This is a genomic window from Xanthomonas sp. CFBP 8443 (assembly GCF_025666195.1).
Classification (GTDB): domain Bacteria; phylum Pseudomonadota; class Gammaproteobacteria; order Xanthomonadales; family Xanthomonadaceae; genus Xanthomonas_A.
Genome location: NZ_CP102592.1, coordinates 4,020,365 through 4,043,809, shown reverse-complemented (window position 1 = coordinate 4,043,809; position 23,445 = coordinate 4,020,365). Strand labels below are relative to the sequence as shown.

Annotated in this window: 22 protein-coding genes; 10 read left to right on the top strand and 12 right to left on the bottom strand. The window is 69.2% G+C overall.

Going from position 1 to position 23,445, the window contains the following annotated elements; translation table 11 throughout:
- The first annotated feature begins 89 nt into the window (after positions 1–89).
- The gene (locus tag NUG20_RS16925) at positions 90–953 is read left to right on the top strand and encodes a YicC/YloC family endoribonuclease (protein ID WP_263395589.1); all 864 of its coding nucleotides are present in this window, start codon (positions 90–92) and stop codon (positions 951–953) included.
- Positions 954–990: 37 nt separating this feature from the next.
- On the opposite strand, the gene NUG20_RS16920 is transcribed toward NUG20_RS16925, so the two are convergent.
- The 6 genes from NUG20_RS16920 to NUG20_RS16895 form a co-directional block, all read right to left on the bottom strand.
- A complete protein-coding gene (locus NUG20_RS16920; protein WP_263395588.1) occupies positions 991–1,743 on the bottom strand; it encodes an energy transducer TonB in 753 nt (250 codons plus the stop codon).
- A complete protein-coding gene (exbD, locus tag NUG20_RS16915) occupies positions 1,740–2,165 on the bottom strand; it encodes a TonB system transport protein ExbD (RefSeq protein WP_263395587.1) in 426 nt (141 codons plus the stop codon). The genes NUG20_RS16920 and exbD overlap by 4 nt, the downstream gene beginning before the upstream one ends.
- Before the next feature lie 10 nt (positions 2,166–2,175).
- Positions 2,176–2,904, bottom strand: a complete 729-nt coding sequence (exbB, locus tag NUG20_RS16910) for a tonB-system energizer ExbB (protein WP_263395586.1) — start codon at positions 2,902–2,904, stop codon at positions 2,176–2,178.
- Positions 2,905–3,195: 291 nt separating this feature from the next.
- Positions 3,196–3,618, bottom strand: coding sequence for a YbaN family protein (locus NUG20_RS16905; protein WP_263395585.1), 423 nt, complete (start codon positions 3,616–3,618; stop codon positions 3,196–3,198).
- Between the two features lie 7 nt (positions 3,619–3,625).
- Complete coding sequence (locus NUG20_RS16900; protein WP_263395584.1) at positions 3,626–4,231, bottom strand: biliverdin-producing heme oxygenase; 606 nt, start codon at positions 4,229–4,231, stop codon at positions 3,626–3,628.
- A gap of 73 nt (positions 4,232–4,304) precedes the next feature.
- A complete protein-coding gene (locus tag NUG20_RS16895) occupies positions 4,305–5,738 on the bottom strand; it encodes a surface lipoprotein assembly modifier (RefSeq protein ID WP_263395583.1) in 1,434 nt (477 codons plus the stop codon).
- On the opposite strand from NUG20_RS16895, the gene NUG20_RS16890 reads away from it, so the two are divergent.
- Positions 5,737–5,874 (top strand): hypothetical protein, encoded by a 138-nt coding sequence (locus NUG20_RS16890; RefSeq protein WP_263395582.1) that lies wholly within the window; start codon positions 5,737–5,739, stop codon positions 5,872–5,874. The genes NUG20_RS16895 and NUG20_RS16890 overlap by 2 nt on opposite strands.
- A 22-nt stretch (positions 5,875–5,896) precedes the next feature.
- Here the strand turns inward: NUG20_RS16890 and NUG20_RS16885 are convergent, their stop codons facing one another.
- The 4 genes from NUG20_RS16885 to NUG20_RS16870 form a co-directional block, all read right to left on the bottom strand.
- A complete protein-coding gene (locus tag NUG20_RS16885) occupies positions 5,897–6,661 on the bottom strand; it encodes a Slam-dependent surface lipoprotein (RefSeq protein WP_263395581.1) in 765 nt (254 codons plus the stop codon).
- A gap of 83 nt (positions 6,662–6,744) precedes the next feature.
- Positions 6,745–9,885: a TonB-dependent receptor gene (locus tag NUG20_RS16880; RefSeq protein ID WP_263395580.1), complete on the bottom strand. Its 3,141-nt coding sequence runs from the start codon at positions 9,883–9,885 to the stop codon at positions 6,745–6,747.
- A 146-nt stretch (positions 9,886–10,031) separates the two neighbouring features.
- On the bottom strand, positions 10,032–11,120 hold the full coding sequence (locus NUG20_RS16875; RefSeq protein WP_263395579.1) for a FecR family protein: 1,089 nt from the start codon (positions 11,118–11,120) through the stop codon (positions 10,032–10,034).
- Between the two features lie 116 nt (positions 11,121–11,236).
- On the bottom strand, positions 11,237–11,776 hold the full coding sequence (locus tag NUG20_RS16870; RefSeq protein ID WP_263395578.1) for an RNA polymerase sigma factor: 540 nt from the start codon (positions 11,774–11,776) through the stop codon (positions 11,237–11,239).
- 282 nt (positions 11,777–12,058) lie between these two features.
- Here NUG20_RS16870 and gmk point away from each other — a divergent pair, with 282 nt between their 5' ends.
- The 8 genes from gmk (at position 12,059) to NUG20_RS16830 (ending at position 21,475) form a co-directional block, all read left to right on the top strand.
- A complete protein-coding gene (gene gmk / locus NUG20_RS16865) occupies positions 12,059–12,685 on the top strand; it encodes a guanylate kinase (protein WP_263395577.1) in 627 nt (208 codons plus the stop codon).
- A gap of 112 nt (positions 12,686–12,797) precedes the next feature.
- Entirely contained in the window at positions 12,798–13,097 is a 300-nt protein-coding gene (gene rpoZ, locus NUG20_RS16860; protein ID WP_010343101.1) for a DNA-directed RNA polymerase subunit omega, read from the top strand.
- Positions 13,098–13,199: 102 nt separating this feature from the next.
- Positions 13,200–15,371: a RelA/SpoT family protein gene (locus NUG20_RS16855; RefSeq protein ID WP_263395576.1), complete on the top strand. Its 2,172-nt coding sequence runs from the start codon at positions 13,200–13,202 to the stop codon at positions 15,369–15,371.
- A 383-nt stretch (positions 15,372–15,754) separates the two neighbouring features.
- Positions 15,755–16,138, top strand: coding sequence for a RidA family protein (locus tag NUG20_RS16850; RefSeq protein WP_263395575.1), 384 nt, complete (start codon positions 15,755–15,757; stop codon positions 16,136–16,138).
- Positions 16,139–16,147: 9 nt separating this feature from the next.
- Positions 16,148–18,304, top strand: coding sequence for an ATP-dependent DNA helicase RecG (gene recG / locus NUG20_RS16845; RefSeq protein WP_263395574.1), 2,157 nt, complete (start codon positions 16,148–16,150; stop codon positions 18,302–18,304).
- A 132-nt stretch (positions 18,305–18,436) separates the two neighbouring features.
- A complete protein-coding gene (locus NUG20_RS16840; RefSeq protein WP_263395573.1) occupies positions 18,437–19,375 on the top strand; it encodes a nucleoside hydrolase in 939 nt (312 codons plus the stop codon).
- Positions 19,376–19,653: 278 nt separating this feature from the next.
- A complete protein-coding gene (locus tag NUG20_RS16835) occupies positions 19,654–19,896 on the top strand; it encodes a type B 50S ribosomal protein L31 (RefSeq protein ID WP_263395572.1) in 243 nt (80 codons plus the stop codon).
- A gap of 289 nt (positions 19,897–20,185) precedes the next feature.
- Positions 20,186–21,475: a citrate synthase gene (locus NUG20_RS16830; protein WP_185815393.1), complete on the top strand. Its 1,290-nt coding sequence runs from the start codon at positions 20,186–20,188 to the stop codon at positions 21,473–21,475.
- Between the two features lie 292 nt (positions 21,476–21,767).
- Here NUG20_RS16830 and NUG20_RS16825 read toward each other — a convergent pair whose 3' ends face one another.
- Both NUG20_RS16825 and NUG20_RS16820 read right to left on the bottom strand, forming a co-directional pair.
- Complete coding sequence (locus NUG20_RS16825; RefSeq protein ID WP_263395571.1) at positions 21,768–22,586, bottom strand: DMP19 family protein; 819 nt, start codon at positions 22,584–22,586, stop codon at positions 21,768–21,770.
- Positions 22,587–22,639: 53 nt separating this feature from the next.
- Entirely contained in the window at positions 22,640–23,287 is a 648-nt protein-coding gene (locus tag NUG20_RS16820) for a hypothetical protein (RefSeq protein WP_263395570.1), read from the bottom strand.
- Positions 23,288–23,445: the final 158 nt, after the last annotated feature.

Here is a 23,445-nt window from a genome sequence, read left to right as displayed (position 1 = left end):
GGAGGTGTCGTGAGGGCCGGGCGCGGCAACGGGCCGGGCCGGCGGGGCGCTAGGGTACCATTCGCGCTTTGCACGCACCGGAACAGCACATGATCCGCAGCATGACCGCCTTCGCCGGCGCCGAGCGCATCACTCCCTGGGGCACGCTGGGCTGCGAGTTGCGCTCGGTCAACCATCGTTTTCTCGAAGTGAGCGTGCGCCTGCCGGAGGAGCTGCGCGCGCTGGAACCGCAGTTGCGCGAACGCCTGGCCGCGCGGGTCAGCCGCGGCAAGCTGGACCTGATGCTGCGCCTGCGCGCGCCCGATGCCAACGCGCAGGCGCTGGCGGTGAACGAACCGCTGGTCGAGCAGCTGGCCGTGCTCGCGCAGCGGCTGGGCGCGCGCTTCCCGCAGCTGCAGGTGCAGTTCGCCGACCTGCTGCAGCTGCCCGGCGTACTGCAGGGGCAGGCGGTCGACCCGGCCGCGCTGCAGGCGCAGGCGCTGGAACTGCTGGACGAGGTGGTGGCCGAGTTCGTCGCCGCGCGCGAGCGCGAAGGCGGCAAGCTGGCGGCGGCCATCGTCGAGCGGGTCGACGCGGTCGAGCGCATCGCCGGCGAGGTGAAGGAACTGATCCCGGCCATCCGCGAGGGCCAGCGCGCCAAGCTGGCCGCGCGCCTGGCCGACCTGCCGCATCCGGTCGATCCGGGCCGCGCCGAGCAGGAGCTGGTGCTGTGGCTGCAGAAACTCGACGTGGACGAGGAACTGGACCGGCTCGGCAGCCACATCAAGGAGATCCGCCGCGTGCTGCGCCAGCCCGAGCCGGCCGGCCGGCGCCTGGATTTCCTGTTGCAGGAATTCAACCGCGAGGCCAACACCCTGGGCTCCAAGTCGGTGGACAGCCGCACCTCCAACGCGGCGGTGGAGCTGAAGGTGCTGATCGACCAGATCCGCGAGCAGGTGCAGAACCTGGAGTAGCTTGCCGCCGGCGTTGGCCGCCGTGCGGGCGTCCGCGTCAGCGCTCGCGCAGGAAGAAGTCCACCGGCACCACCACCTGCACCGGGTCGCCCTCGATCTCCGCTGGCGGTGGCGGCAGCGGGCTGGCCCGCTGCACCGTCGCCAAGGTCTCGCTGTCCAGCGCGTCGTGGCCGCTGCCCTGGACGATGCGGATCGCGCTGGCATGGCCGCGCCGATCCACCGCGAACTGGACCTGCACCACTCCTTCCTGCCTGCGCCGCTGCGCCGGCCGCGGATAGCGCTTGTAGCGTTGCAGATGGCCCAGCACTTGCGCCTGCCAGGTGGCGCGCTGCTGTTGCGCCACGCCGGAGAGCGATTGCGCCGCGGCATAGCGGCTTGCCGGCGGCGCCGACACGCTGGGCGGGGCGCTGGCCTGCGCGGCGCTGGCCGCTTGCGGTTCGTCTAGCGGTTCGTCTTGCGCCGGCGCCGACGGCGGTGGTGGCTCGCGGCCTGCAGGCAGGCGTTGCAGCGGCGGGGACGCCGGCAGCGGTGCGCGCGCGCGCGGAACCTGGCGTTGCTGCTGCTCTTGCTGCTGCGGCCCCGGCGGCACCTCGCTCGGCGCCGCTGGCGGAGCGGTCGGGGTCGGCGCGAGTTCCAGCATGACCGCCTGTGCGGGAGCGGCGAGCGGCAGCGGCCGATCGCGCGACGGCCAGCACAGCAGCATGGCCAGGATCGCCGCATGCGCCGCCAGCACGCCGCCGAGGCTGAGCAGCCAGCGCCGCAGCGCTCGCTCCTGCGGCGCTGCGCTCATTGCCCGGCGCGCTCCATCCCGACCAGCGCCACCTTCAGGTAGCCTGCGTCGCGCAGCGCGTTCATCGTCTGCATCAGCTCGCCGTAGGCCACGGCCCGGTCGGCGCGCAGGAAGATGCGCTGGTCGCGGTCGCCGCGGGTCAGCCGGTCCAGCGCCGGCTGCAGTGCAGCGTTCTCGATCCGGGTGTCGTTGAGGCTCAGGCCCAGGTCCTTGTGCAGCGTCAGGTAGACCGGATCGCGGTCCCTGGGCTGCGGCGCCGCGCTGCTGGCGGGCAGCTCCACCGGCACCTCCACCGTGGCCAGCGGCGCGGCGACCATGAAGACGATCAGCAGCACCAGCATCACGTCGATGAGCGGGGTGACGTTGATCGCGTGGTTCTCTTCCAGCGCCTCGTCGTCGTCTCGGCCCGTGCGGATGGTCATGCCGGCTGCCTCACTGCGCGCCGGCCACGGGCGAGCCGGGCGCAGTTGGCTGCTGGCAATCCAGGTCGCGCGAGACCAGTTGCTGTACGCCCGCCGACAGATCGCCCAGTTGCTGGCGCAAGCCGCCCAGCGTGCGCGCGAAATGGTTGTAGATCACCACCGCCGGAATCGCGGCGACCAGGCCCAGCGCGGTCGCGAGCAAGGCCTCGGCGATGCCCGGCGCGACCACCGCTAGGTTGGTGGTGTTGGAGCGGGCGATGCCGACGAAGCTGTTCATGATGCCCCACACGGTGCCGAACAGGCCGACGAACGGCGCGGTGGCGCCGATCGTGGCGAGCGGACCGGTGCCCCTGCGCAGCTGGCGCGCATACCCCAGTTCGACCCGCTCCAGGCGCGAGGCCAGCCGCTCCTTGATCCCGAGCTTGTCCTCCAGGCCGCTGGATTGCCGCAGTTCGGCGCGGGCCTCGTGCAGCAGCGCGCGCGCCGCGTGCACGGCCAACTGCGGTCTTGCCTCGGCGTCGACCAGATGTTGCGATTGCAGCAGCGCCGCATGCGCCGCCCGCAGCGTGCGCCCGATCCGCGCCAACTCCCAGCTCTTGGCCGCCAGGATGGTCCAGGTGGCGACCGAGGCGATGGCCAGGCCGACCATCACCGCCTGGACCACCAGGTCGGCGTGCAGGAACATCTGCCACGGCCCCAGGTCGGGCGGCAGCAGGGAGGGGGCGATGTCAGCGTGCATGGTCGTCATCCAGCGTGTCGAAAGTAGGAACGGAGGCGGATGCGTCCGCAGCGGCGAGAGTCGTTTGCAACGCGTTCGGCTGCGCGCCGGTGCCGGGACGGCGGAGCCTGCATCGCGCGCGGCGACATGCGGATGCCGGGGCGTCGGCGGGCGGTGCGTGCCTGGTGTCGGCCGCACCGCCGCCAGGCATGCGCAGGTGAGGTGCAGCCCGGCGCCACGCCGGCAGCGCCGCAGCCGGACCGGTGCGGCGCGCTTGCCGCTGGCGGCAACGCATGACGATCTTCCCTGGCATCACTGAACTCCTTGCGCATCTGCAACGCCGCGCGGTGCCGGACGCGACAGCACGTACGCGGCGCTGCCGGCGAAGAACAGGCCCACGCCCAGCGCCAGTTTCCAGCCCGGATGCACGCCGCACCAGAACAGCAGGTAGCCCACGCCCATGCCGGCGCCAGCGAAACATTTCCCGCGGCGCGTGATCGCGCCCTGTTCGCGCCACAGCCGCAAGGCGGCGCCGTAGCGAGGATGCCCCAGCAGCCACGCCTCCAGTCGCGGTGAACAGCGCGAGAAGCAGCCTGCCGCCAGGATCAGGAAGATCGTGGTCGGCATCACCGGCAGCACCGCGCCGATCAGGCCCAGCGCCAGCATCAGCAGGCCCAGGCACAGCCAGGCGCCGCGGCTCGGCGTCATCGCCATCGCCAGGGTTGCTCGCGACATGAGGACATCAGGCGCCGGCCGCGAGATGGGTATCGACATGCGCATACACGCGATCGAACGCGGCGCATGCCGCAGCGACCACCGCCTGTTCCTGCGTGGGGTCCAGCGGCACGCTGTCGAGCGCGGTGGTGAATTGGCGCCAATGCCGCGCTCGCCCGTCCGGATGGCCGGCCAGGTGGCGCGCGCCGAACTGCTCGTGCAGTCCCAGCCTGGCGGCCAGCTTGGCCAGGATCGCCGCGCCCAGGCTGGAACCTTCGGCCACGTAGAGCCAGCCCAGCGCGTTGACCTGTTTTTCGTAGTAGCGGCCGTCCGCTGCCGCGAACGCAGGCACGTCGGGTACCGCGGCGCCGAGATCGGCCAGGTCGGCCAACAGCTGCGGCAGTCGCCGCCGCTGCGCCAACTCGGGCACCACGCTGGCGAGCACGGGATTGCGGTACACGCTCTCCATGTCGCAGTGGAAGCAGTACTGCGCCTGCACGAAGCGCGCGTAGTTCGCGCGCGATGCGAAGGGCTGCGCGGCCATGATGCGCTGGTCCAGGCGCGCGTGCGCCGCATGGGTGGCAGCCTTCAGGCGCTGGCTGCGGGTGGTGTCGGCGAGGAGGGTCTGGTTCATGGCGCAGGCTCGATGGCGAAAGGGAAGAAAGGTGGCGCGCCTGGCATGGGCGTCGCTCGGAACGGCAGACCGGTCACAGCGTCCGCTCCAGTTTCAGGCTGACCGTGTTCCTGTCGTAGCTGTACAGCCAATCGACGTTGCTGCGGACATGGCTGCGGCGCAGCGTCAGCAGCGGCACGAAGCCGGCGATGGCCAGGCGCGGCGCGCGCAGGACAAAGCTGTAGCCCTGCTCGGCGTCGTCGCGCCGCGCACCGAGCACCGCACTGTAGGCGCCGTAGTCGCGGCGGCGGTAGGACGCGAACAGCGTGCCGCTGAAGCCGTCCGGCCATTGCAGCGAACCGCCCAGGCGGACGCCCTTCTGCAGGAAGGACTCCGCTGGCTGCGCGAGGGCGCTGTCGGTCAGGTCGGCACCGGCGAAGACGGTCCAGCGCGTGCCGAGACTGCGGAAATACGTGGCGTATGCGCTGCGCACTACACCGTCGTAGCTGCCGGCGTAGTCGCCGCGGCGATAGCGCATGTCCTTCCAGTCGCCCTCCAGCTTGAGCAGCGAGCGCGGCGAAAGCGTCCAGCTCCACTCCGCGTGCGCGCCCCAGGCGCCGTACAGCGCGTCGTTGCCCAGCGCGTAGTACTCGAACGTGGGCGCCAGCGCCAGCGTGTGCCGTCCGCTGCGGTAGCTGTAGCCGGCCTGGCTGATCGAGGTCAGCTCGTTGTAGGCGCCGTTGTCGCGATAACCCTGGCCGAACAGCAGCGAGCGCAGATACAGCCCATGGTGCCCGCGTAGCGGCAGGCGCCGATCGACGCTGGCGTCGTAGTCGTAGCCGGCGGCGCTGATCGCCTCGGGCGTGCTGCGGCTGAAGAAGCAGCGTCCGTCCATCAGCAGCAGGCAGACCGAACTGGCCGAGGTGCGGTTGACATTGTCGCTCCATGCCGGGCCCAGCGCGAACGCGCCGTTCCAGTCGCGGCGCCCGGCCAGCGCCTGGCGGAAACTGGCGACGCTGCTGCGCACGCCCTCGGTCTTGGGATCGCCGGCATCGATGGAGGCCTCGATCGCCGCGAACGCCTGCTCGGCCTCGCGATCCTGCTGGTCCTCGAACAGCACCCGCGCCAGTTCCAGCCGGCCCGGCAGGAAGTCCGGCCGCAGCGCCAGCAGTGCCCGGTACTCGCGTTCGGCCTCGCGATAATGGCCGCCGTTGCGGGCCACCGCGCCCTGCGCGTAGTGGACCAGCAGCGGATCGCGATCGGCCAGGGTCAGGTATTCCTGCAGGAAATGCTGCACCGCCTGCCACTGCCGGTTCTGCAGCGAGAGATACAGCGCGCGGCCGACGTCGTTGGCGGTGTGCGCGACCGTGTAGGACTTGCCATCGACGCTGATGGTCGGCCGCTCGGCGTCCAGTTCGTCCTTGAGCAGCGCACGCTCGCGCTCGCTCGCCTGGCCCTGGGTGCGCTGGTCCAGCATGCGCCGCGTGTCGTCCTGCGACTGCGCCGGGACGTGGAAGCAAACGGCCATGACTGCGCATCCCAGCAGCAATGCCATGGAGCGCGAACATCGTCGCGCAGAGAGAAAGAAGTGCATCGATGCGCCGTGGAAAGGGGGGAAGCAGGACTGGCTTGGCCTTGGCTTGTCCTGCGTGAAGCAATTCTGAAAACTGCGAACTGGCGAAGCGGTTACTGCTTGGCGCCGCCGAACGCGGTGTCGTACGCGACGCCGGCGAAATCGGCGATGCCGGCCAGAGCGGTCTGGTTGGCGTAGAACTGGCCGGAGACCGCGCCGTTGGACGCCACCAGGGTGCCCGACTGCCGCGCCGTGGCGTTGCTGCCGGAGACGCTGGCGTTGCTGTTGATGGTGGCCGTGCCGATGTTGACCGCGAAGCCGGCGCCGTTCTGGATCGAACCGGTCAGCCGCGCGGTGCCGAAGTTGGCGTTGAAGGTGCCGGTCAGCTGGTTGCCGGCGCTGTAGTTGTTGATGCCGACCACGCTGTAGCTGGCGGTGCCCGAGGTCGGGACGCTGCTATCGGGCTTGTCGCCGATGAAATACACGGTGTGCGTGCCCAGCCCGTCGGTGGTGTCCTTGCGCGAGTACCACTCGCCGAACCACACGTCCTGGCTGCCGACCTGGGCGAACGCGAACACGCCCAGGCTGTCGTGGCTGCTCGGCGCGCCGCTGTACGGGAAGTTCAGCACCTTCACCGAGCCGACGCCGCCGTAGGTGGCCAGCCCCTTGAAATCCACCGGATTGTTCAGTCCGGTCGAGTTCACCGCGATGCCGGCGAATCCGGCCTGGTGCGGCCCGCCGTTGACCGTGGATTCGCCGACCTTGACGTAGGCCTCGTTGCTCGACTTGCCGACGAACGGAGCGGCATGCGCGCTGCCCAGCATGCCGGCCATGACCAGGCCGACAACGGCGGCGATGCGTGTGTTTTTCGTGTTCATGAGATGTATCCCTATGGTTGGGTTGGAACGATGAGAACGTCCGTGTCCAGAACAAGCCACACTCCTTGATGCGTCCAGGCGGTTCAGAACCTCCCGGTCAAACTGAGTTTCAGCGTCCGTCCCGGCGCCGCGACGGTCGAGCGCGTGGCGGGGTCGACGTAGTAGCGGTCGGTGAGGTTGGTGGCGGTCAGCTCCACGTCCAGGTTCTCGCGCAGCTTGTAGCTGGCGTAGGCATCCAGCAGCACCGTCCTGCCCCAGGAGAACGGCACGTTGAAGGTGTAGACCAGCCGCCCGTCCTGGTTCTGGATCGAGTTCTCGCGGAACCAGTCCAGGTCCGGATTCCGGTACTGCTTGTAGTAGGTGACGCGACTGCCCAGCTCGAGGCGCCGCTGCAGCAGGCGCCCGCCCAGCGACCACGTCGCCGACAGCTCCGGCGTGCTCTGGGTCAGCAGGTAGCCGCCGACGAATCCGTAGTCGACGCAGGTCGGCACGATCTGGCCGCTGCCGATGACGTAGCCGTTGGTGCTGGACAGCAGCGCCGCGGTGGTCTCGTCGCAGACCTCGTTCTCCAGGCTGTAGTTGACGCCCAGGTCGGTGAACAGCCGTCCGTTGTCGTAGCGGCCCTGGAACTCGAGGCCGCGGAGGGTCTGCTTTTCGATGTTGTCGAACTTGAAGCCGGGATCACGTTCGATCACGTCGCGCGTCTTGTTGACGTAATAGGCCAGCTTGACGTCGGCGGTGGTGTCGGCGCCGAGCAGCGGGCTCAGATCGTGGACGTAGGCCAGCTCCCAGTTGTAGGCGTGCTCGGGCCGCACGCCCCAGGGATTGAGCGAAGCGGAGAACGCCACCGTGCTTTCGAACATGCTGGGGAAGCGCAGGGTTTCGCCGTAGCGGAAATAGACGCGGCTGTAGTCGCCGAAGTTCACCGTGGCCGAGAAGAACGGCACCCAGCCATGGTCCTTGCGCTTGCGCGCGGTGGCGTCGAGGGTCTGGGTCACGGCACTGGCGAGGCAGGTCTGCCCGGCCGTGCCGGCCAGGCCGTCCAGTGACCCGTTGAGGCAGGCGTTGCCGGCCTTGGTGTAGTCGCCGTTGGCGTCCGGCTGCCACGGCACCCGGTGCTGCACCTCGTAGCTGCTGGGGACGTTCTGCAGCAGCGCGGCGGCGATCTCGTCGTACTCCTGCTGGGTGATGATCTCCAGTTCCAGCAGTTCCAGGTTGCCGGCGAGCTGGTCGGCGATCAGCGCCTCGCGCTGCTGCTGTGTGTAGGTCTCGGTCGTGCGGTAGCCGATCTCGTAGCCGGTGACCACGGACTGCCTGATCTGGCCGGCGTGCGCGTCCAGGAAATCGTCGAAGGCCCAATACGAGGCGTAGCGCGCACCGGCGCTCAGGGTCAGGAAGTCGAGCGGCCGCCATTCGAAATTGAAATTGGCCTGCCATTCCTCGCGCCGGCCTGCGCGCGGATACATGCGCCAGCCATCGCTGACGCCGAAATAGGCATCGTCCGAGCGCAGCGTCTCATGCTGGAAGTTGCCGCCCAGGGTCAGGTCGAGGCGATCGGCGAGGCGAATCCTGTTGCTCAGGGTGATGCCGTTGCGCGCGTTGCGCGCATTGGCCAGCGCGGTGTTCTTCAGCAGCGGGGCGTCGACGCCTTGCGCGTAGTTCGGAAAGCCGCCGGCGGTGTAGGTGTCGCTGACCGTCTCGGTGCGCCACAGGTTGGCGTACAGGTCGATCCAGCGGCTGTCCGCCGGCTGCCACTGATATTCCAGGTTCCACGCCTTCGCATCGACCCGGCTGGTCGGCCATTGGATGGCGGCGCGGTCCTGCGAGGCGATGATCCGCGAGGGCATCACCTCGCCGTAGTGCGAGAGGCTGTCGCGGTAGCCCACCTGCAGCGCCTGTTCGTCGCTGGGGCGCCAGGTGGCCTTGAACAGCCAGGATTCCATCTGGCTCGACGTGTTGGTCACCTCGTTGCCGGGCAGCCAGTAGTTGGCCATCGACAGGATGTAGTCGTCGGCGGAGGAGCCTGTCGCTTTGCTGTAGTAGCCGGCGCCGCGCTTGCCGGCGTAGTAGTTGCCGCGTTCGCGATAGGCATAGGCGGCCAGCAGGTCGAGGTTCTCCGCGGGCCGCCAGCCCAGTGCGAGCCGGTACGCGTAATCGTCGCCGTCGAGGACGTTGTAGCCCCCGCCGCCGCTGCGCGGCGTCACCAGCAGGGTGCGATCGGTGTAGGGGATGTTGGGCGTGGCCTGGGGGAAGCCCTCGACCGTGCGGTAGTCCTCGCCGGTGTGCAGGGTCGGCAGCCGCGGCGAGGTCGCGTTGCTGCTGCCCTCGAGCTTGAATTCGCCGCCGAAGCGCTGGCCTTGCTCGACGACGTCGTCCACGTCCAGGGTATCGACGACCATCGCGCCGCCGATGCCGGTGGCGACGTTGCGGGTCAGCGAGGGGCCCTTGAGGATCCGGATGCCGCCGATCAGGAACGGGTCGATGTAGTTGCGGTTGCTGGCGCCGTTGTAGCCGCGCCAGACCGTCAACGCCTGCTCGGTGCCGTCGATGGTCACCGGCACGCGCCCTGGACCCTGGATGCCGCGGATGTTGAGGTCCAGCGCGCCACTGTTGCGGGCGTCGCCGCTGAACACGCCGGCGACGCCGTTGAGCAGGTCCGACGGGGTGGCGCCCTTGTAGCGTTCGACCTCGGTGCGGCCGATGTACGAAGTCGACAGGTCCAGGTCGTAGATGTCGTCGTAGCCCTGGACGTCGCGCGCGCTGCCGGTGGCATCGCCGCGCGCGGCGCCGGCCACGTTCAAGGTGTCGGTGACGATCGCCGCGTCGCGTCCGCCCGGCGCGGGAGGATTGGCAAGGACGTCCAGCGTGACCGCGTTGGCGCCGGTCCGCCGCGGCACCAGGCCGCTGCCCTGCAGCAGGCGCTGCAGGGCCTGCTCGGCGCTGTAGTCGCCCTGCACCGCGGGAGTGACCAGGCGGTAGGGCTCCTGTCGGCTGTACAGCACCTGCAATCCGGTTTGCGCGGACAGCTTCACCAGCGCATCGGGCAGCGGCTGCGCCTCCAGATCGATGGCGTAGCGCGCCGGCGGCGTGCCGGTCGCGGCGGCCGGCGACTGCGCGTAGGTCGACGTGGCGAGGGGGAGCAGCGCCAGCGCGATGGTGCTGGAGAGCAGGGTGCGGCAGGCAGAGAAGCGGCGCCTGCGGACGGCGGTGGTGGCGAGGGGCATGGAATCGGATATCGGGAAGAAGAGGGTGTGTGATGCGAACGAAAATCATTCCGTTCTTCCTGGTAACACGGGTCCAGCCGGGTCCTACTACCCAGTCCGTTTGCCGTCTGTGTGCGGTACCGACGGTTTTGTTTATGTTTTGTTCATTAATTGCGGCCAGGCGCTGCCTGCGCCGGCGCTGGCCGGTACACGACGGTCACCCATCCCAGGCGCACCGCGTCGAGCTGCAGACTGTCCAGCAGCAGCTGCAGGCTGGCGTCCGGATCGGCGATGCTGAACGAGCCAGAGACCGGCAGTGCGCGCACGTCGTCGCCATGCACCTGCACGATGCCGTGGCGGTAGCGCGCGAGTTCGTCGACGACCTGCGACAGCGGCGTGTTGTAGAAGACCAGTTGCCGCCGCCGCCAGGCGGTCGCCGCGCGCGGATCGTGCACGGCCTCGCGCTGCACGGCGGCGCCCGCCAGCCATGCGCTTTGCCCGGCGGCGAGCACCGCGCCGGTTCCCCCGGCAGGCGGGCTGACGGCGACGCGGCCTTCGACCACGCTGACCCGGGCGCTGGCGTCGTCGAGACGGACGTTGAAGGCGGTCCCCAGCACGCGCGCGCTGCCGACGGCGCTGTCCACCACGAAGGGACGGTGCGTGTCGCGCGCGACCTGGAAGAAGGCTTCGCCGCGCAGCAGCCTGACCGTGCGCAGGTCCTTGCGCATGTGCACGGCGATGGCGCTGTCGGTATTGAGGGTGACGACGCTGCCGTCCTCCAGCTGCAGCCGCCGCATCGCGCCGACCTGGGTGTAGGCGTCGCTGCGCAGGCGATCCAGGCCGCCGCCGCCCAGCCAGCCGCCCGCGGCGATTGCCAGGGCCAGGCTGGCCACCGCGGCGTGCAGCAGCCGGCGCCGACGCCAGCCGCGCACCACTGCAGCGGGTGCGGGCGGCACCCGCGGCGCCGGTGCCGACAGCGTCGCAGCCGGAGCCGGAGCCGGAGCCGGAGCCGGAGCCCCCGCGGCGCGCGCCGCCTCCGCGTCCAGCTGGTCGGCGAGGTCGGCGACAGGCTGTTCCAACAGGCCCAGGAACGCACGCGCCGACGCCATCGCCGCGGCACGGGCAGCGGGGGCGGCGGCGAGCCAGGCCAGGTGCCGGCGCACTAGGTCCGGGTCCTCCGGCGCTTCGTCCAGGTGCAGGACCCAATGGATCGCCTGGTCGAACAGGTCGTCGTCGACGGGAGGTGTGGCGGGCATCGTCTGCCTATCCGTTAAGGAATGGGTGGCCGCCAGCGGCGAGCGGAACGGGGCTATGGAACGGGCTATAGAAATGCTGACGGGTCCAGCGCGACCGATCCCTTAGTCGCCCACGCTCACACGTCCCGGCCCGCGTCGCGCAGCCGCCGCCGGCAATGGGCGACGGCGACGGCGATGTGCTTTTCCACGGTGCGCGGCGAGATGCCCAATTGCGCGGCGATCTGCGCCATGCTCAGGCCGCGGCCGCGGAACAGGATGAACACCCGCCGCGCCTGCGCCGGCAGGTCGCGTACCGCCTGTTGCAGGACCGCGTACTCCTGCTCGCTCAGCGCCACCTGGTAGGGCGACGGTGCAGGGCTGGCAATGTCTTCGTGTTTTTCCGCAGAAGAGAGGAAGCGGTTGCGGGACGCCGCCAGCCGGTGCCGGTCGATCGCGAGGTTGTCGACGATCCGGCGCAGGTAGGTGACCGGGTCGCGCACCGCGGCGGTCCCGGCGCCGGAGTCGGCGCGCGAGGCCAGGCGGAGCCACGCATCGTGCAGCAGGTCGTCTGCGGCAGAGGCGTACTTGCGCGAGGCGTATCGGCGCAGCTCCTCGTAGCTGTTTTCCAGCTCGGCCGCCAGCGGGGCGGCGTCGGCCGGAGGCGACGGAACCGACATGGCGTGCGTCCAGACCTGCGGTAAGAGCGCCATTATGGTTCAGATGAGAGTTATTCTCAATTGCGACGGCGCCGCGCAATCTCGTGCAGCGCTTCTGTCCGCCGCGGCCTGGAGGACGCGGCGCGCGTGTTCGTCGGCGAATAGCGATAGGGATCAGTCGCTTCGGTTCTTCGGAGGCGGTAGGCGCCGATGCGCGGGCGCGCCGGCCTCGCCGTGTCGCTTGCGGTGGCGGCTGGGGCTGGTATCGTGCGCCGCCCGACTCCATCGACCGAGACCTGAGCGATGCGTGGCACTCTCTACATCGTCGCGGCGCCTTCCGGCGCCGGCAAGAGCAGCATCGTCAACGCCACGTTGGCGCGCGATCCGCAGATCGCGCTGTCGATCTCGTTCACCTCGCGCGCGCCGCGGCCGGGCGAGCGCCACGCCGAGCACTACCACTTCGTGTCCGCCGACGCGTTCCAGGGCATGATCGATGCCGGCGACTTCTTCGAGTACGCCCGCGTCCACGGCGACTGGAAGGGCACCGCGCGGCAATCGGTGGAGCCGCAATTGGCCGCCGGCCACGATGTGCTGCTGGAGATCGACTGGCAGGGCGCGCGCCAGGTGCGGGCCAAGGTGCCCGACGCGGTCAGCGTGTTCATCCTGCCGCCGTCGCGGGCGGCGCTGGAGCAGCGTATGCGCAAGCGCGGCCAGGACAGCGAGGCGGTGATCGCGCAGCGGCTGGCCGCGGCGCGCGAGGAGATGTCGCACTACGCCGACTTCGATTACGTGATCGTCAACGAGGATTTCGACACCGCGGTGGACGAGATGTGCGCGATCTTCGTCGCCAGCCGCCTGCGCCGGCTGCCGCAGCAGCAGCGCCACGCCGACCTGATCGCGGCGCTGCTGCAGGATCAGCCAACTGGCTGATTCCAAAGGAAACTGAATAACGGCCGGTTGATTTCGGCCGGTGCGCGGCCTACAATCGCCGCCCTTTCCCTCATTCGAGCGCGCGGCCGTCGCCGGCCCGCCGGGAGCCCGCATGGCCCGCATCACCGTAGAAGATTGCCTGGAAGTCGTTAACAACCGTTTCGAGCTGGTCATGATGGCGTCCAAGCGCGCTCGCCAGCTGGCCAACGGCGTGCAGGCCACGCTCGACAACACCGAATCGGCCGACAAGCCGACCGTGCTGGCGCTGCGCGAGATCGCCGCGCGCAAGATCGACAACGCGCTGATCGACGAAGTCGAGAAGGCCGAGCGCGAGCGCGCCGAGCGCGAAGCGCTGGAGTGGGCCGCGGCCGAAGTCGTCGCCGACGAGGACATGTCCAAGAACGACGACTGATCGCGCCCGTCGCGTTCCGATCGCCGCCGAAACAGCCCGCATCCGCGGGCTGTTCCGTTTTGCGGGTTTGCCGTCCTCGCGCCGCTGGCATAGTCTTCGCGCATGAACCCAGGCCCTTCTGCCCAGGTCGCCACTGCCGCGCTGTCGTCGGCCAGCGAGGCGATCCCCGACTACGTCCTGCAACTCGAGCGCAGCGCCAGCTATCTGCCGGCCGAGCAGATCCCGCTGCTGCGGCGCGCGTGGGAAGTGGGCGCGGCCGCGCACGCCGGGCAGACCCGCAAGTCGGGCGAGCCGTACATCACCCATCCGGTGGCGGTGGCCGGCGTGCTGGCCGAACTCGGCCTGGACGTGGAAGCGCTGATCGCCGCGATCCTGCACGACACCATCGAAGACACGCCGCTGACCCGCGCCGAACTGGCGGCCGAGTTCGGCGAGGCGGTCGCCGAACTGGTCGACGGCGTCACCAAGCTGGACAAGCTGAAGTTCCGCGACCGCCAGGAAGCGGCGGCCGAAAGCTTCCGCAAGATGCTGCTGGCGATGTCGCGCGACCTGCGCGTGATCATGATCAAGCTCGCCGACCGCCTGCACAACATGCGCACGCTCGGCGCGCAGAGCGCCGAGGCGCGCAGCCGCATCGCCCGCGAGACGCTGGAGATCTACGCGCCGATCGCCCAGCGCCTGGGCATGAGCCTGATGAAGTCCGAGCTGCAGAACCTCGGCTTCCGCGCGCTGCATCCGTGGCGCCACGCGATCATCGAAAAGCACATCCGTAGCCAGCCGGTGGTGCGCCGCGAGTCGATGGCGCAGGTGGAGGTGCAGCTGTCGCAGCGGCTGGCCAAGGACGGGCTGGAGCACCGCCTGGTCAGCCGGATCAAGACCCCGTGGAGCATCTACAACAAGATGCGCGACGAGAACAAATCCTTCGACCAGGTGATGGACGTGTTCGGCTTCCGCCTGGTGGTGCGCGGGGTGCCCGATTGCTACCACGCGCTGGGCGCGGTGCACGCCACGTTCAAGCCGCTGGATGCGCGCTTCCGCGACTTCATCGCCATCCCCAAGGCCAACGGCTACCAGTCGCTGCACACGGTGCTGTTCGGTCCCTACGGCTCGCCGATCGAAGTGCAGATCCGCACCGAGGAAATGGACCTGATCGCCGAGCGCGGCGTGGCCGCGCACTGGACCTACAAGTTCGGCGGCGAGTCGCCGAACAGCGCGCAGAGCCGCGCGCACGCGTGGATCGTGGAGCTGATCGAATCGCAGCGCGCCGCCGGTTCGTCGCTGGAGTTCCTCGACAACGTCAAGGTCGACCTGTTCCCGGACGAGGTCTACCTGTTCACGCCGAAGGGCAAGATCCTGGCGCTGCCGCGCAATTCCACCGCGCTGGACTTCGCCTACGCCGTGCATACCGACGTCGGCAACCGCGCGGTGGCCTCACGGGTGGACAAGAAGCTGGTGCCGCTGCGCACCAAGCTGGTCAGCGGGCAGACTGTGGAAGTGATCACCGCGCGTTCGGCCACGCCCAAGCCGCAGTGGCTGGAGTTCGTGGTCAGCAGCAAGGCGCGCACCGCGATCCGCCACCAGCTCAAGCAGCTCGAGCACGAGGACGCGGTGCAGCTCGGCCACCGCATGCTCGACCGCGCGCTGGAGGCGATGGACAGTTCGCTGGAGCGCCTGCCCAAGGGGCGGCTGGATTCGTTCCTCAGCGAGCACCGCTATCCGCGCCTGGAGGCGCTGCTGGCCGACATCGCGCTGGGCAACTGGATGCCGAACCAGGCCGCGCAGGCGCTGATGGCCTATGCGGAACTGCGCGGCGGCGGCCTGTCCAAGCATTCGCAGGAAAAGATCCTGATCAACGGCACCGAGCGCGGCGTGGTCAGCTTCGCCAATTGCTGCCAGCCGATTCCCGGCGACGAGATCATGGGCTACCACACCGCCGGCAAGGGCATCGTGGTGCACCGGCTGGACTGCCCGAACCTGGCCGAACTGCGCAAGTCGCCCGAGCGCTGGGTGCCGATCGGCTGGGACACCAGCGTCATCGGCGACTACGACACCGCATTGGTGGTGGACGTGGAGAACCGCACCGGCGTGCTGGCGCAGCTGGCCGCGGCGATCGCGCAGAGCCAGTCCAACATCGAGCGCGTGGATTACCTGGACCGCGACTTCAACGCCGCGGTGCTGCGCTTCAACATCCAGGTCCGCGACCGCAACCACCTGGCCGAAGTGATGCGCCGGCTGCGGCGGCTGACGGCGGTGCAGAGTGTGCGCAGGCAGTAGTGGGGCCGGGACTCGGGACTCGGGACCGGGGACTCGGGGGATGGTCGCAAGAGCGCTGCATTTTTGCTTTCTGTAGGAGGGGCTTTAGCCCCGACGCCTACCGATAACGCGTCGGGGCTAAAGCCCCTCCTACAGAAAAGCGGTTGTGCGGTAGCCGCAAAAAAGGCCGCTTTTTCTGCAAAAAAAGCGGCCTTCTTGCATCAAATCGCTTGACAGCGATTTCCCCTGGGACATCATCCTGCCGTCCCGAGTCCCGAGTCCCGAGTCCCGAGTCCCGAGTCCCGAGTCCCGAGTCCCGAGTCCCGAGTCCCGAGTCCCGAGTCCCGAGTCCCGAGTCCCGAGTCCCGAGTAAAATACCTACCCATTCTTCCGTTGGAGCCGCCATGTCCCGCCAGATCATCCACACCGAGCAGGCGCCGGCCGCGATCGGGCCGTATTCGCAGGCCGTGCGCGCCGGCAACACGGTGTACTTCTCCGGGCAGATCCCGCTGGATCCGGCGACCGGTGAGGTCGTGCCCGGCGATATCGGCGTGCAGGCGCGCCGCGCCTTCGACAACCTCAAGGCGGTGGCCGAGGCGGCCGGCGGTTCGTTGGACCGGATCGTGCGGCTGGGCCTGTACCTGACCGACCTGTCGCAGTTCGCCCAGGTCAATGCGGTGATGCAGGAGTATTTCCAGGCGCCGTTCCCCGCGCGTTCCACCGTCGAAGTGTCCGGCCTGCCGAAGGGCGTCGGTTTCGAGGTCGATGCGGTGATGGTGCTCGACTGACCGTCGCCCGTGCCGTGCGTGCAGGTTCCGGCGCCGGCGCTGTCGGCGGCAGGCGAGGCGCCGTTGTCGGCGCTGCCGGGCGTCGGCCCGAAGGTCGCCGAGAAGTTCGCCGCGCGTGGCCTGCTGACGCTGCAGGACCTGTGGCTGCACCTGCCGCTCCGCTATGAGGACCGTACCCGGCTGACCCCGGTGGCGGCGCTGCAGCCGGGCATCCCGGCGCAGGTCGAGGTGCGGGTGGAGGCGGTGGATCGCGGGTTCCGCTACCGGCCGATGCTGCGCGTGGCGGTGGCCGACGATTCGCGCGGCACGCTGGTGCTGCGCTTCTTCCAGTTCCGCGCCGCGCAGGTGGCGCAGTTCGCGGTGGGTGCGCGGCTGCGCGCGTTCGGCACGCCCAAGCCGGGCCAGCACGGCCTGGAGATGGTGCATCCGAGCTACCAGATCCTCGGCGGCGACGAAATCGCAGGACTGGACGACAGCCTGGACCCGGTCTACCCGGCGGTCGAGGGCATCGGCCCGGCGACGCTGCGCAAGCTGATCGGCCAGGCGCTGGACCGGCTGCCCGCCGAAGCGTCGCTGGAGCTGTTGCCGGCGGCGATGCTGGCCGAACTGGGCCTGCCCTCGCTGCGCAGCGCGCTGCTGATCGCGCACCGGCCGCCACCGCAGGCCGACCTGGGCGCGCTCGCCGCCGGCCTGCATCCGGCGCAGCAGCGGCTGGCGCTGGAAGAACTGCTGGCCCATCACCTGAGCCTGCGCCGCCAGCGCATCGCGCTGCAGCGCCAGCGTTCGCCGTCGCTGCGCGGCCGCGGCCTGCTGGCCAAGCGCCTGCAGCAGTCGCTGCCGTTCCAGCTCACCGGCGCGCAGCAGCGGGTGTACGCGCAGATCCGCGCCGATCTGGAAAAGCCCTCGCCGATGCTGCGCCTGGTGCAGGGCGACGTCGGCAGCGGCAAGACCGTGGTCGCGGCGCTGGCGGCGATGCTGGCGGTGGACAAGGGCAAGCAGGCGGCGCTGGCGGCGCCGACCGAACTGCTCGCCGAGCAGCACCTGGCCAACCTGCGCGCCTGGCTGGAACCGCTCGGCATCCGCGTCGCCTGGCTGGCCGGCAAGGTCACCGGCAAGGCGCGCGCCGCGGTGCTGGCGCAGATCGCTTCTGGCGAGGCGCAAGTGGTGGTTGGCACCCACGCGCTGATGCAGGCCGCGGTGGCCTTCCACGATCTGGCCCTGGCCATCGTCGACGAGCAGCACCGCTTCGGCGTGCACCAGCGCCTGGCCTTGCGCGACAAGGGCGCCACCGGCGCCGGCGTGCCGCACCAACTGGTGATGACCGCCACTCCGATCCCGCGCACGCTGGCGATGGCCGCGTATGCCGACCTGGACGTGTCGGCGATCGACGAGCTGCCGCCCGGGCGCACGCCGGTGCAGACCATCGTGCTCAGTGCCGAGCGCCGCCCGGAGCTGGTGCAGCGCATCCGCGTGGCCTGCGCCGAAGGCCGCCAGGCGTACTGGGTGTGCACCCTGATCGACGAAACCGAGGACAGCGACAAGCCGGCGCAGGGGCAGGGCGGCGGCGCCGGCAACCGCATCGACGCCACGGCCGCGCAGGCCACCTTCGAGGCGTTGTCGGCGCAGCTGCCGGAGCTGAAGGTGGGGCTGGTGCACGGCCGCATGAAGGGCGCCGAGAAGCAGGCGGCGATGCGCGCGTTCAAACAGGGCGAGATCGACCTGCTGGTCGCCACCACGGTCATCGAGGTCGGCGTCGACGTGCCCAACGCGTCGCTGATGATCATCGAGAACGCCGAGCGCCTGGGCTTGGCGCAACTGCACCAGCTGCGCGGCCGGGTCGGGCGTGGCGCGGCCGCATCAAGTTGCGTGCTGATGTACCAGGCGCCGTTGTCGGCGATGGCGCGGCAGCGGCTGCAGACCATGCGCCAGACCAACGACGGCTTCGTCATCGCCGAGAAGGACCTGGAACTGCGCGGCCCCGGCGAACTGCTCGGCACCCGCCAGACCGGCCTGGCCGCCTTCCGCGTCGCCGACCTGGCGCGCGACGCCGGCCTGCTGCCGCGCGTGCACGCGCTGGCCGAGCGGCTGCTGACCGAGTCGCCGGCCCTGGCCGATCGCATCGTCGCGCGCTGGGTGGGCGGCGCGGCGCGGTTTGCGGGGGCTTAGCCGTGGCTGGCGCCACGGCTGGGATTCGGGATTGGGGATTGGGGATTCGCTAGAGCCGCGGAAGCCCCGGCTTTCCACGGCCCCGCCGCAATGCCAGACTCGGCGGCCGAATGGACTGATGAAGAATCGCGCATGAGCGACAAGATTCCCCTGTTGATCGACACCGATCCCGGCGTGGACGACGCCCTGGCCCTGTTGATGGCCTTCGCCGACGAGCGCCACGAGGTGGTCGGCCTGACCATCGCCGCCGGCAACGTCGGTCTGCAGCACACCGTGCGCAATGCGCTGAAGCTGTGCGAAGTGGCCGGGCGCGAGGATGTGCCGGTGTACGCCGGCTGCGCCGATCCGTTGCTGCATCCGGCGGTGGACGCCGCTCACGTGCACGGCGTGGATGGGTTCGGCGATGTCGGCCTGGCGCCGTCGGCGCGTGCCGCCGAGCACGAGCACGCGGCCCTGGCGATCCTGCGCCTGTCGCACCAGTACGCTGGTTCGCTGCTGCTGGTCGCGCTCGGCCCGCTGACCAACGTCGCGCTGGCGCTGAAGCTGGACCCGACCCTGCCGCAGCGGGTGCGTCGCTTCGTGGTGATGGGCGGGGCGATCACCTGCCACGGCAACATCACCCCGGCCGCCGAGTTCAACATCGCCTTCGATCCGGAAGCGGCGCACATCGTGTTTTCCGGGTTCCCGCACATCGAGGTCGCCGACTGGGAGGCCACCGTCGCCCATGGCCTGCCGCACCGCGAGGTCGAACAGTGGCTGGCGGCGGACGCCGACAAGGCGCGCTTCTACGAGGAGATCTCGCGCAAGACCCGGCTGTGGTCGGAGGATTCGCGCGGCGAGTACTGGTATGCCGCCGATGCGCTGGCGATGGCCTGGGCGCTGCAGCCCGACGGCGCGCTGGAGGTGCAGTCGCGGCCGCTGCAGGTCGAACTGGCCGGGGTCCACAGCCGCGGCGCCACCCTGGTCGACTGGAACCGCCAGCTCGGCCTGGCCGACAACGCGGCGCTGCTGATCCGCTACGACCAGGCCCGCTTCCAGGCGCTGGCGCGCGCAGCGGTGGGCGCGGGCTGAGCCGGGAGCCTGCCGGCGCTATCGGGGCGGATCCCCCCGATGGTGCCGGCGAGGCTTGTCCCGGGATCCGGGACTCGGGATTCGGGACTCGGGACTCGGGATTTTCAGAGAGTACGAAGCATGGGAGGCAGGGAGGGGCCGGTGCAGGCCTTGCCCTGAGCGCGGGCGCCCGCCTCGCGTTCCCGGCACCGCATATTCGGTGCAGGTTGTTCTTGCGCGCAGGCCCGGGGAGTTGCTATAGTTTCCCTCTTGTCCAGCAGCCCCTACGGTGCGAGCCCATGAAGGCCGACCTCCATCCCCAGTACCACAACGTCGTGTTCCACGACGTCACCTCCGATTTCAAGATCCTGACCCGTTCGACCATGTCCTCGAAGGACAAGGTCAAGTGGGAGGACGGCGAAGAGTATCCGCTGATCAAGGTCGAAATCTCCTCGGCTTCGCATCCGTTCTATACGGGCAAGCACAAGGTCATCGACACCAGCGGCCGCATCGACAAGTTCCAGAAGCGCTACGCGCGCTGATCGAGCGGTCGAAGTGGTAGAAGACGGCCGCGCCCTGCGCGGCCGTCTTTTTTGGCGTTCCCGATCCGCCGATTCCCGGTCCGTCGCGGCCTGCGTAGATCTTCCCGTCCGATGGCGGCGAGGATGCAACGCTGTGTCGCCGCGGGCCTGCGCTTTGCGGCGTGAGGACGAGCAACGACTCAAATGTTGCTGTGCGATAATGGCGCGATCCGTGGTAATTGCCGTGGACTTCCTTCACGCGTCTGTTCGCAAAGTACGGGCAGGCGCCTTCCACTGAGGAGCGCACACTGTGTCCGATCTTGATCAGGTCACGCTGAATGCCGGCGACAAGTCGGTCGTTCTGCCGGTACTCAAACCCACCTTGGGCAACGATTGCGTCGACATTTCCAAGTTGACCAAAGAAACCGGTCTGTTCACCTACGACTCGGGCTTCACCGCGACCGCCAGCTGCAAGTCGGCGATCACCTACATCGATGGCGACAACGGCGTGCTGCTGTACCGCGGCTACCCGATCGAGCAGCTGGCCGAGAAGTCCAACTTCCTCGAAGTGGCCTACCTGCTGATGAACGGCGAACTGCCCACCGCCGACGAATTCAAGACCTTCGACCACGAAGTGACGCATCACACGATGATGCACGAGTCGCTGAAGAACTTCCTCGGCGGCTTCCGCCACGACGCGCACCCGATGGCGATGATGGCCGGCACGGTGGCCTCGCTGTCGGCGTTCTACCACGACACGCTGGACCTCAACGATCCGGAGCAGCGGCGCCTGGCCGCGATCCGCCTGATCGCCAAGGTGCCGACGATCGCCGCCGCGGCGCACCGCTATTCGATCGGCTGGCCGATCCGCTACCCGCGCAACAATCTCGGCTACGTCGACCGTTTCCTGCACATGATGTTCGAAGTGCCGAGCGAGCAGCTGGAGATGAATCCGGTCGTGGCCAAGGCGCTGGACCTGCTGTTCATCCTGCACGCCGACCACGAGCAGAACGCCTCGACCTCGACCGTGCGCCTGGTCGGCTCCACCGGCGCCAACCCGTACGCCTCGGTCGCCGCCGGCATCACCGCGCTGTGGGGCCCGGCGCATGGTGGCGCCAACGAAGCCGTGCTGAAGATGCTGGAAGAGATCGGTACCGCCGACAACGTCGAGAGCGCCGTGGCCAAGGCCAAGGACAAGAACTCGAGCTTCCGCCTGATGGGCTTCGGCCACCGCGTCTACAAGAACTTCGATCCGCGCGCCAAGATCATCCGCGAGATGACCCACAAGGTGCTGGGCGAACTGGGCGTCAACGATCCGTTGCTGGAAGTGGCGCTGAAGCTGGAAGAGGCCGCGCTGAAGGACGACTACTTCGTGCAGCGCAAGCTGTACCCGAACGTCGACTTCTACTCGGGCATCATCTACAAGGCGCTGAACATTCCGGTGGAGATGTTCACCGTGATGTTCGCCATCGCGCGCACCGCCGGCTGGGTGTCGCATTGGCTGGAGCAGCAGGTCGACCCGGAAATGAAGATCGGCCGTCCGCGCCAGATCTACACCGGCTACGACAAGCGCGACTACAAGGCCGACGGCCAGCGCTGATTGGGCTGCCGTTGATCCTTCGCAAGAACGCCCCGCTTTGCGGGGCGTTTTTTATGGGGCGGACTGTGTGCGGCGGCTTTTCCGGGGCGCCTCTCGTCGCGACTGGAGGCGCTCCCGCGGCCTTGCATGCAGGCGCCGCGCCGAAGCGCTTTTCATGTGGGAGCGACTTCAGTCGCGACGCGCGTGACCTGGAATGCCCGCTGCGGCCGATGGCTTGATGCCGCCCAAGCGCCTTCCACAGGCACCGCTGCGCGATGGCATCATCGCGTAGCAGGATCTGGATCGAGCCGCACTAATGCTCGACCGGCACTTCGATCTGCGCCACCAGCGCATGGCTGTCGGCCTCGTGCATGCGCGCGATGCCATCGAGGTCGAGCAGGTAGAAGTGGCCGCGATCGGTCAGGAAGTGCCAGGCCAGCACCTGGCCGCCGTTGTGCGCGTGGCTGGGGTCGCCCGCGGTGACCCTGTCCAGCGTGTGCCCGCTGTCGGCGCACAGGGGGCGGATCAGTTTCATGTAGTGCGGTTCGTTCTCCAGCGCTGCGGCGACGCGCGCATGGCGATCGGGCAGGGCCGCGGCACGGCGCTCGACCTCGGCCTGCATCTCTTCGATCGACAGCACCACCAGTTGCGGATGCGCGCGCAACCAGGCCGAGTTCAACGTGATCAGGTCTTCTTCTTCCGCGAGCGCATGGAAGGCGTCGCCATGCTGGTCGAGCGCGTCGCGCGCGGGGTTGTCGCCGAAGTAGTCGCCATCCATGAACGCCTGCAGCGTGTCCTCGTCCATCCGCTCCAGCAGCGCGCGGCTGGCCGCGTACAGCGTCGCATGCCGCGGCGCCTGCATCGCCTGCAGCCCGCGCCCGACCTGGTCCAGCACCACCGGGTCGGCATTGCAGTTGTAGACGAACTGGGCGAAGCCGCCGTTTTCCACCTGTGCCACGTAGAAGTCGACGTAGTAGCTGCACATCGCCTCGGCGGCGATCTCGTCCGGGCGCAGCCATTGGTCGAGCTGGGCGTTGATGAAGCTGATGTTGGACTGGATCGGCGCGTACGCATCGTCGCTGTCGAAGCTGTTGCGCGAGATGACGATGGCGCTGGCGGGAATGGCGGGCATGCAGTGGGTCCGGTGGCGAGGGGATGTGCGCGGGACGCGCGGCGCGGCGGCGCTCAGCGCCGCTGCTGGTAGTCGGCGATGTCCTGCTCGGTCAGCAGCTGCCGCAGCTGGCTGTCCGAGGCGCGCCGCATCGGCTTCTCGTCGACCTGCGACAGCGGCGCCTGGCGCAGCGCGTCGTATGGCAGCACGGTCAGGTCGAAGCTCAGTTCCTCGGCGGCGAACAGCCACACCGGGAAGTCCTCGCTGCGTTCGCGGTCCAGGCGCAGCCGGCGCGTGCGCGATTCGGCCGGGATCCGGTGTTCTTCGAGAAAGCGCGCCACCGCGTCGGCGTCGTCGCTGTGCAGGTGCAACTGCACGGGACTGTTGGCATCGGCGGTGCCGTCGTACACCGGGCCGACCAGACGCGGCGCGAACGCGTGCAGGAAGTCCATCGCGCGCAACGCGGCCTCGCGGCGCAGACGCAGGCCGCCGGCGTGATCGGGTCCGGCGAACAGGCGCTGGTACTCGCGCAGCGCATCCTCGATCTCACGGTTGCGCGGCAGCGAGGCGTCGTCATGGATGCCGAGCCGTTCGGCGGCCTTCAATTTGGCCTGGTGGAAATCGCGGATGCCGCCTTCGGCCATCAGCCGGGCGGCTTCGTGGGCCAGCCGGCGGCGGCGTTCGTGCGTGCGGGTCTGGGCATGTTGCCGAGCGTGGTGCATGGGGCCGCCTCCCTCAAAGCCTGCCCCGACTGTACAACAGCGCGGTGACGTCGGCATGCAGCGCGGTTGCGCGCTGCAGCCGGTTCGAATCGCGCTCGGCTACGCAGCGTCCGCCAGCCATCGCCGCCTCGGCGCCGGGACCCGCCGAGTCCCGAGTC

What these genes read in the sequence shown, in the direction of transcription:
- NUG20_RS16925 (WP_263395589.1), top strand. Translation starts at nt 90, where the DNA reads ATGATCCGCAGCATGACCGCCTTCGCCGGCGCCGAGCGCATCACTCCC.
- NUG20_RS16880 (WP_263395580.1), bottom strand. Translation starts at nt 9,885, where the DNA reads ATGCCCCTCGCCACCACCGCCGTCCGCAGGCGCCGCTTCTCTGCCTGC.
- NUG20_RS16850 (WP_263395575.1), top strand. Translation starts at nt 15,755, where the DNA reads ATGTCCCGCCAGATCATCCACACCGAGCAGGCGCCGGCCGCGATCGGG.
- gmk (WP_263395577.1), top strand. Translation starts at nt 12,059, where the DNA reads ATGCGTGGCACTCTCTACATCGTCGCGGCGCCTTCCGGCGCCGGCAAG.
- NUG20_RS16885 (WP_263395581.1), bottom strand. Translation starts at nt 6,661, where the DNA reads ATGAACACGAAAAACACACGCATCGCCGCCGTTGTCGGCCTGGTCATG.
- NUG20_RS16895 (WP_263395583.1), bottom strand. Translation starts at nt 5,738, where the DNA reads ATGGCCGTTTGCTTCCACGTCCCGGCGCAGTCGCAGGACGACACGCGG.
- NUG20_RS16905 (WP_263395585.1), bottom strand. Translation starts at nt 3,618, where the DNA reads ATGTCGCGAGCAACCCTGGCGATGGCGATGACGCCGAGCCGCGGCGCC.
- exbD (WP_263395587.1), bottom strand. Translation starts at nt 2,165, where the DNA reads ATGACCATCCGCACGGGCCGAGACGACGACGAGGCGCTGGAAGAGAAC.
- exbB (WP_263395586.1), bottom strand. Translation starts at nt 2,904, where the DNA reads ATGCACGCTGACATCGCCCCCTCCCTGCTGCCGCCCGACCTGGGGCCG.
- NUG20_RS16875 (WP_263395579.1), bottom strand. Translation starts at nt 11,120, where the DNA reads ATGCCCGCCACACCTCCCGTCGACGACGACCTGTTCGACCAGGCGATC.
- rpoZ (WP_010343101.1), top strand. Translation starts at nt 12,798, where the DNA reads ATGGCCCGCATCACCGTAGAAGATTGCCTGGAAGTCGTTAACAACCGT.
- NUG20_RS16840 (WP_263395573.1), top strand. Translation starts at nt 18,437, where the DNA reads ATGAGCGACAAGATTCCCCTGTTGATCGACACCGATCCCGGCGTGGAC.
- NUG20_RS16820 (WP_263395570.1), bottom strand. Translation starts at nt 23,287, where the DNA reads ATGCACCACGCTCGGCAACATGCCCAGACCCGCACGCACGAACGCCGC.
- NUG20_RS16855 (WP_263395576.1), top strand. Translation starts at nt 13,200, where the DNA reads ATGAACCCAGGCCCTTCTGCCCAGGTCGCCACTGCCGCGCTGTCGTCG.
- NUG20_RS16870 (WP_263395578.1), bottom strand. Translation starts at nt 11,776, where the DNA reads ATGTCGGTTCCGTCGCCTCCGGCCGACGCCGCCCCGCTGGCGGCCGAG.
- NUG20_RS16890 (WP_263395582.1), top strand. Translation starts at nt 5,737, where the DNA reads ATGACTGCGCATCCCAGCAGCAATGCCATGGAGCGCGAACATCGTCGC.
- NUG20_RS16835 (WP_263395572.1), top strand. Translation starts at nt 19,654, where the DNA reads ATGAAGGCCGACCTCCATCCCCAGTACCACAACGTCGTGTTCCACGAC.
- NUG20_RS16920 (WP_263395588.1), bottom strand. Translation starts at nt 1,743, where the DNA reads ATGAGCGCAGCGCCGCAGGAGCGAGCGCTGCGGCGCTGGCTGCTCAGC.
- NUG20_RS16900 (WP_263395584.1), bottom strand. Translation starts at nt 4,231, where the DNA reads ATGAACCAGACCCTCCTCGCCGACACCACCCGCAGCCAGCGCCTGAAG.
- NUG20_RS16825 (WP_263395571.1), bottom strand. Translation starts at nt 22,586, where the DNA reads ATGCCCGCCATTCCCGCCAGCGCCATCGTCATCTCGCGCAACAGCTTC.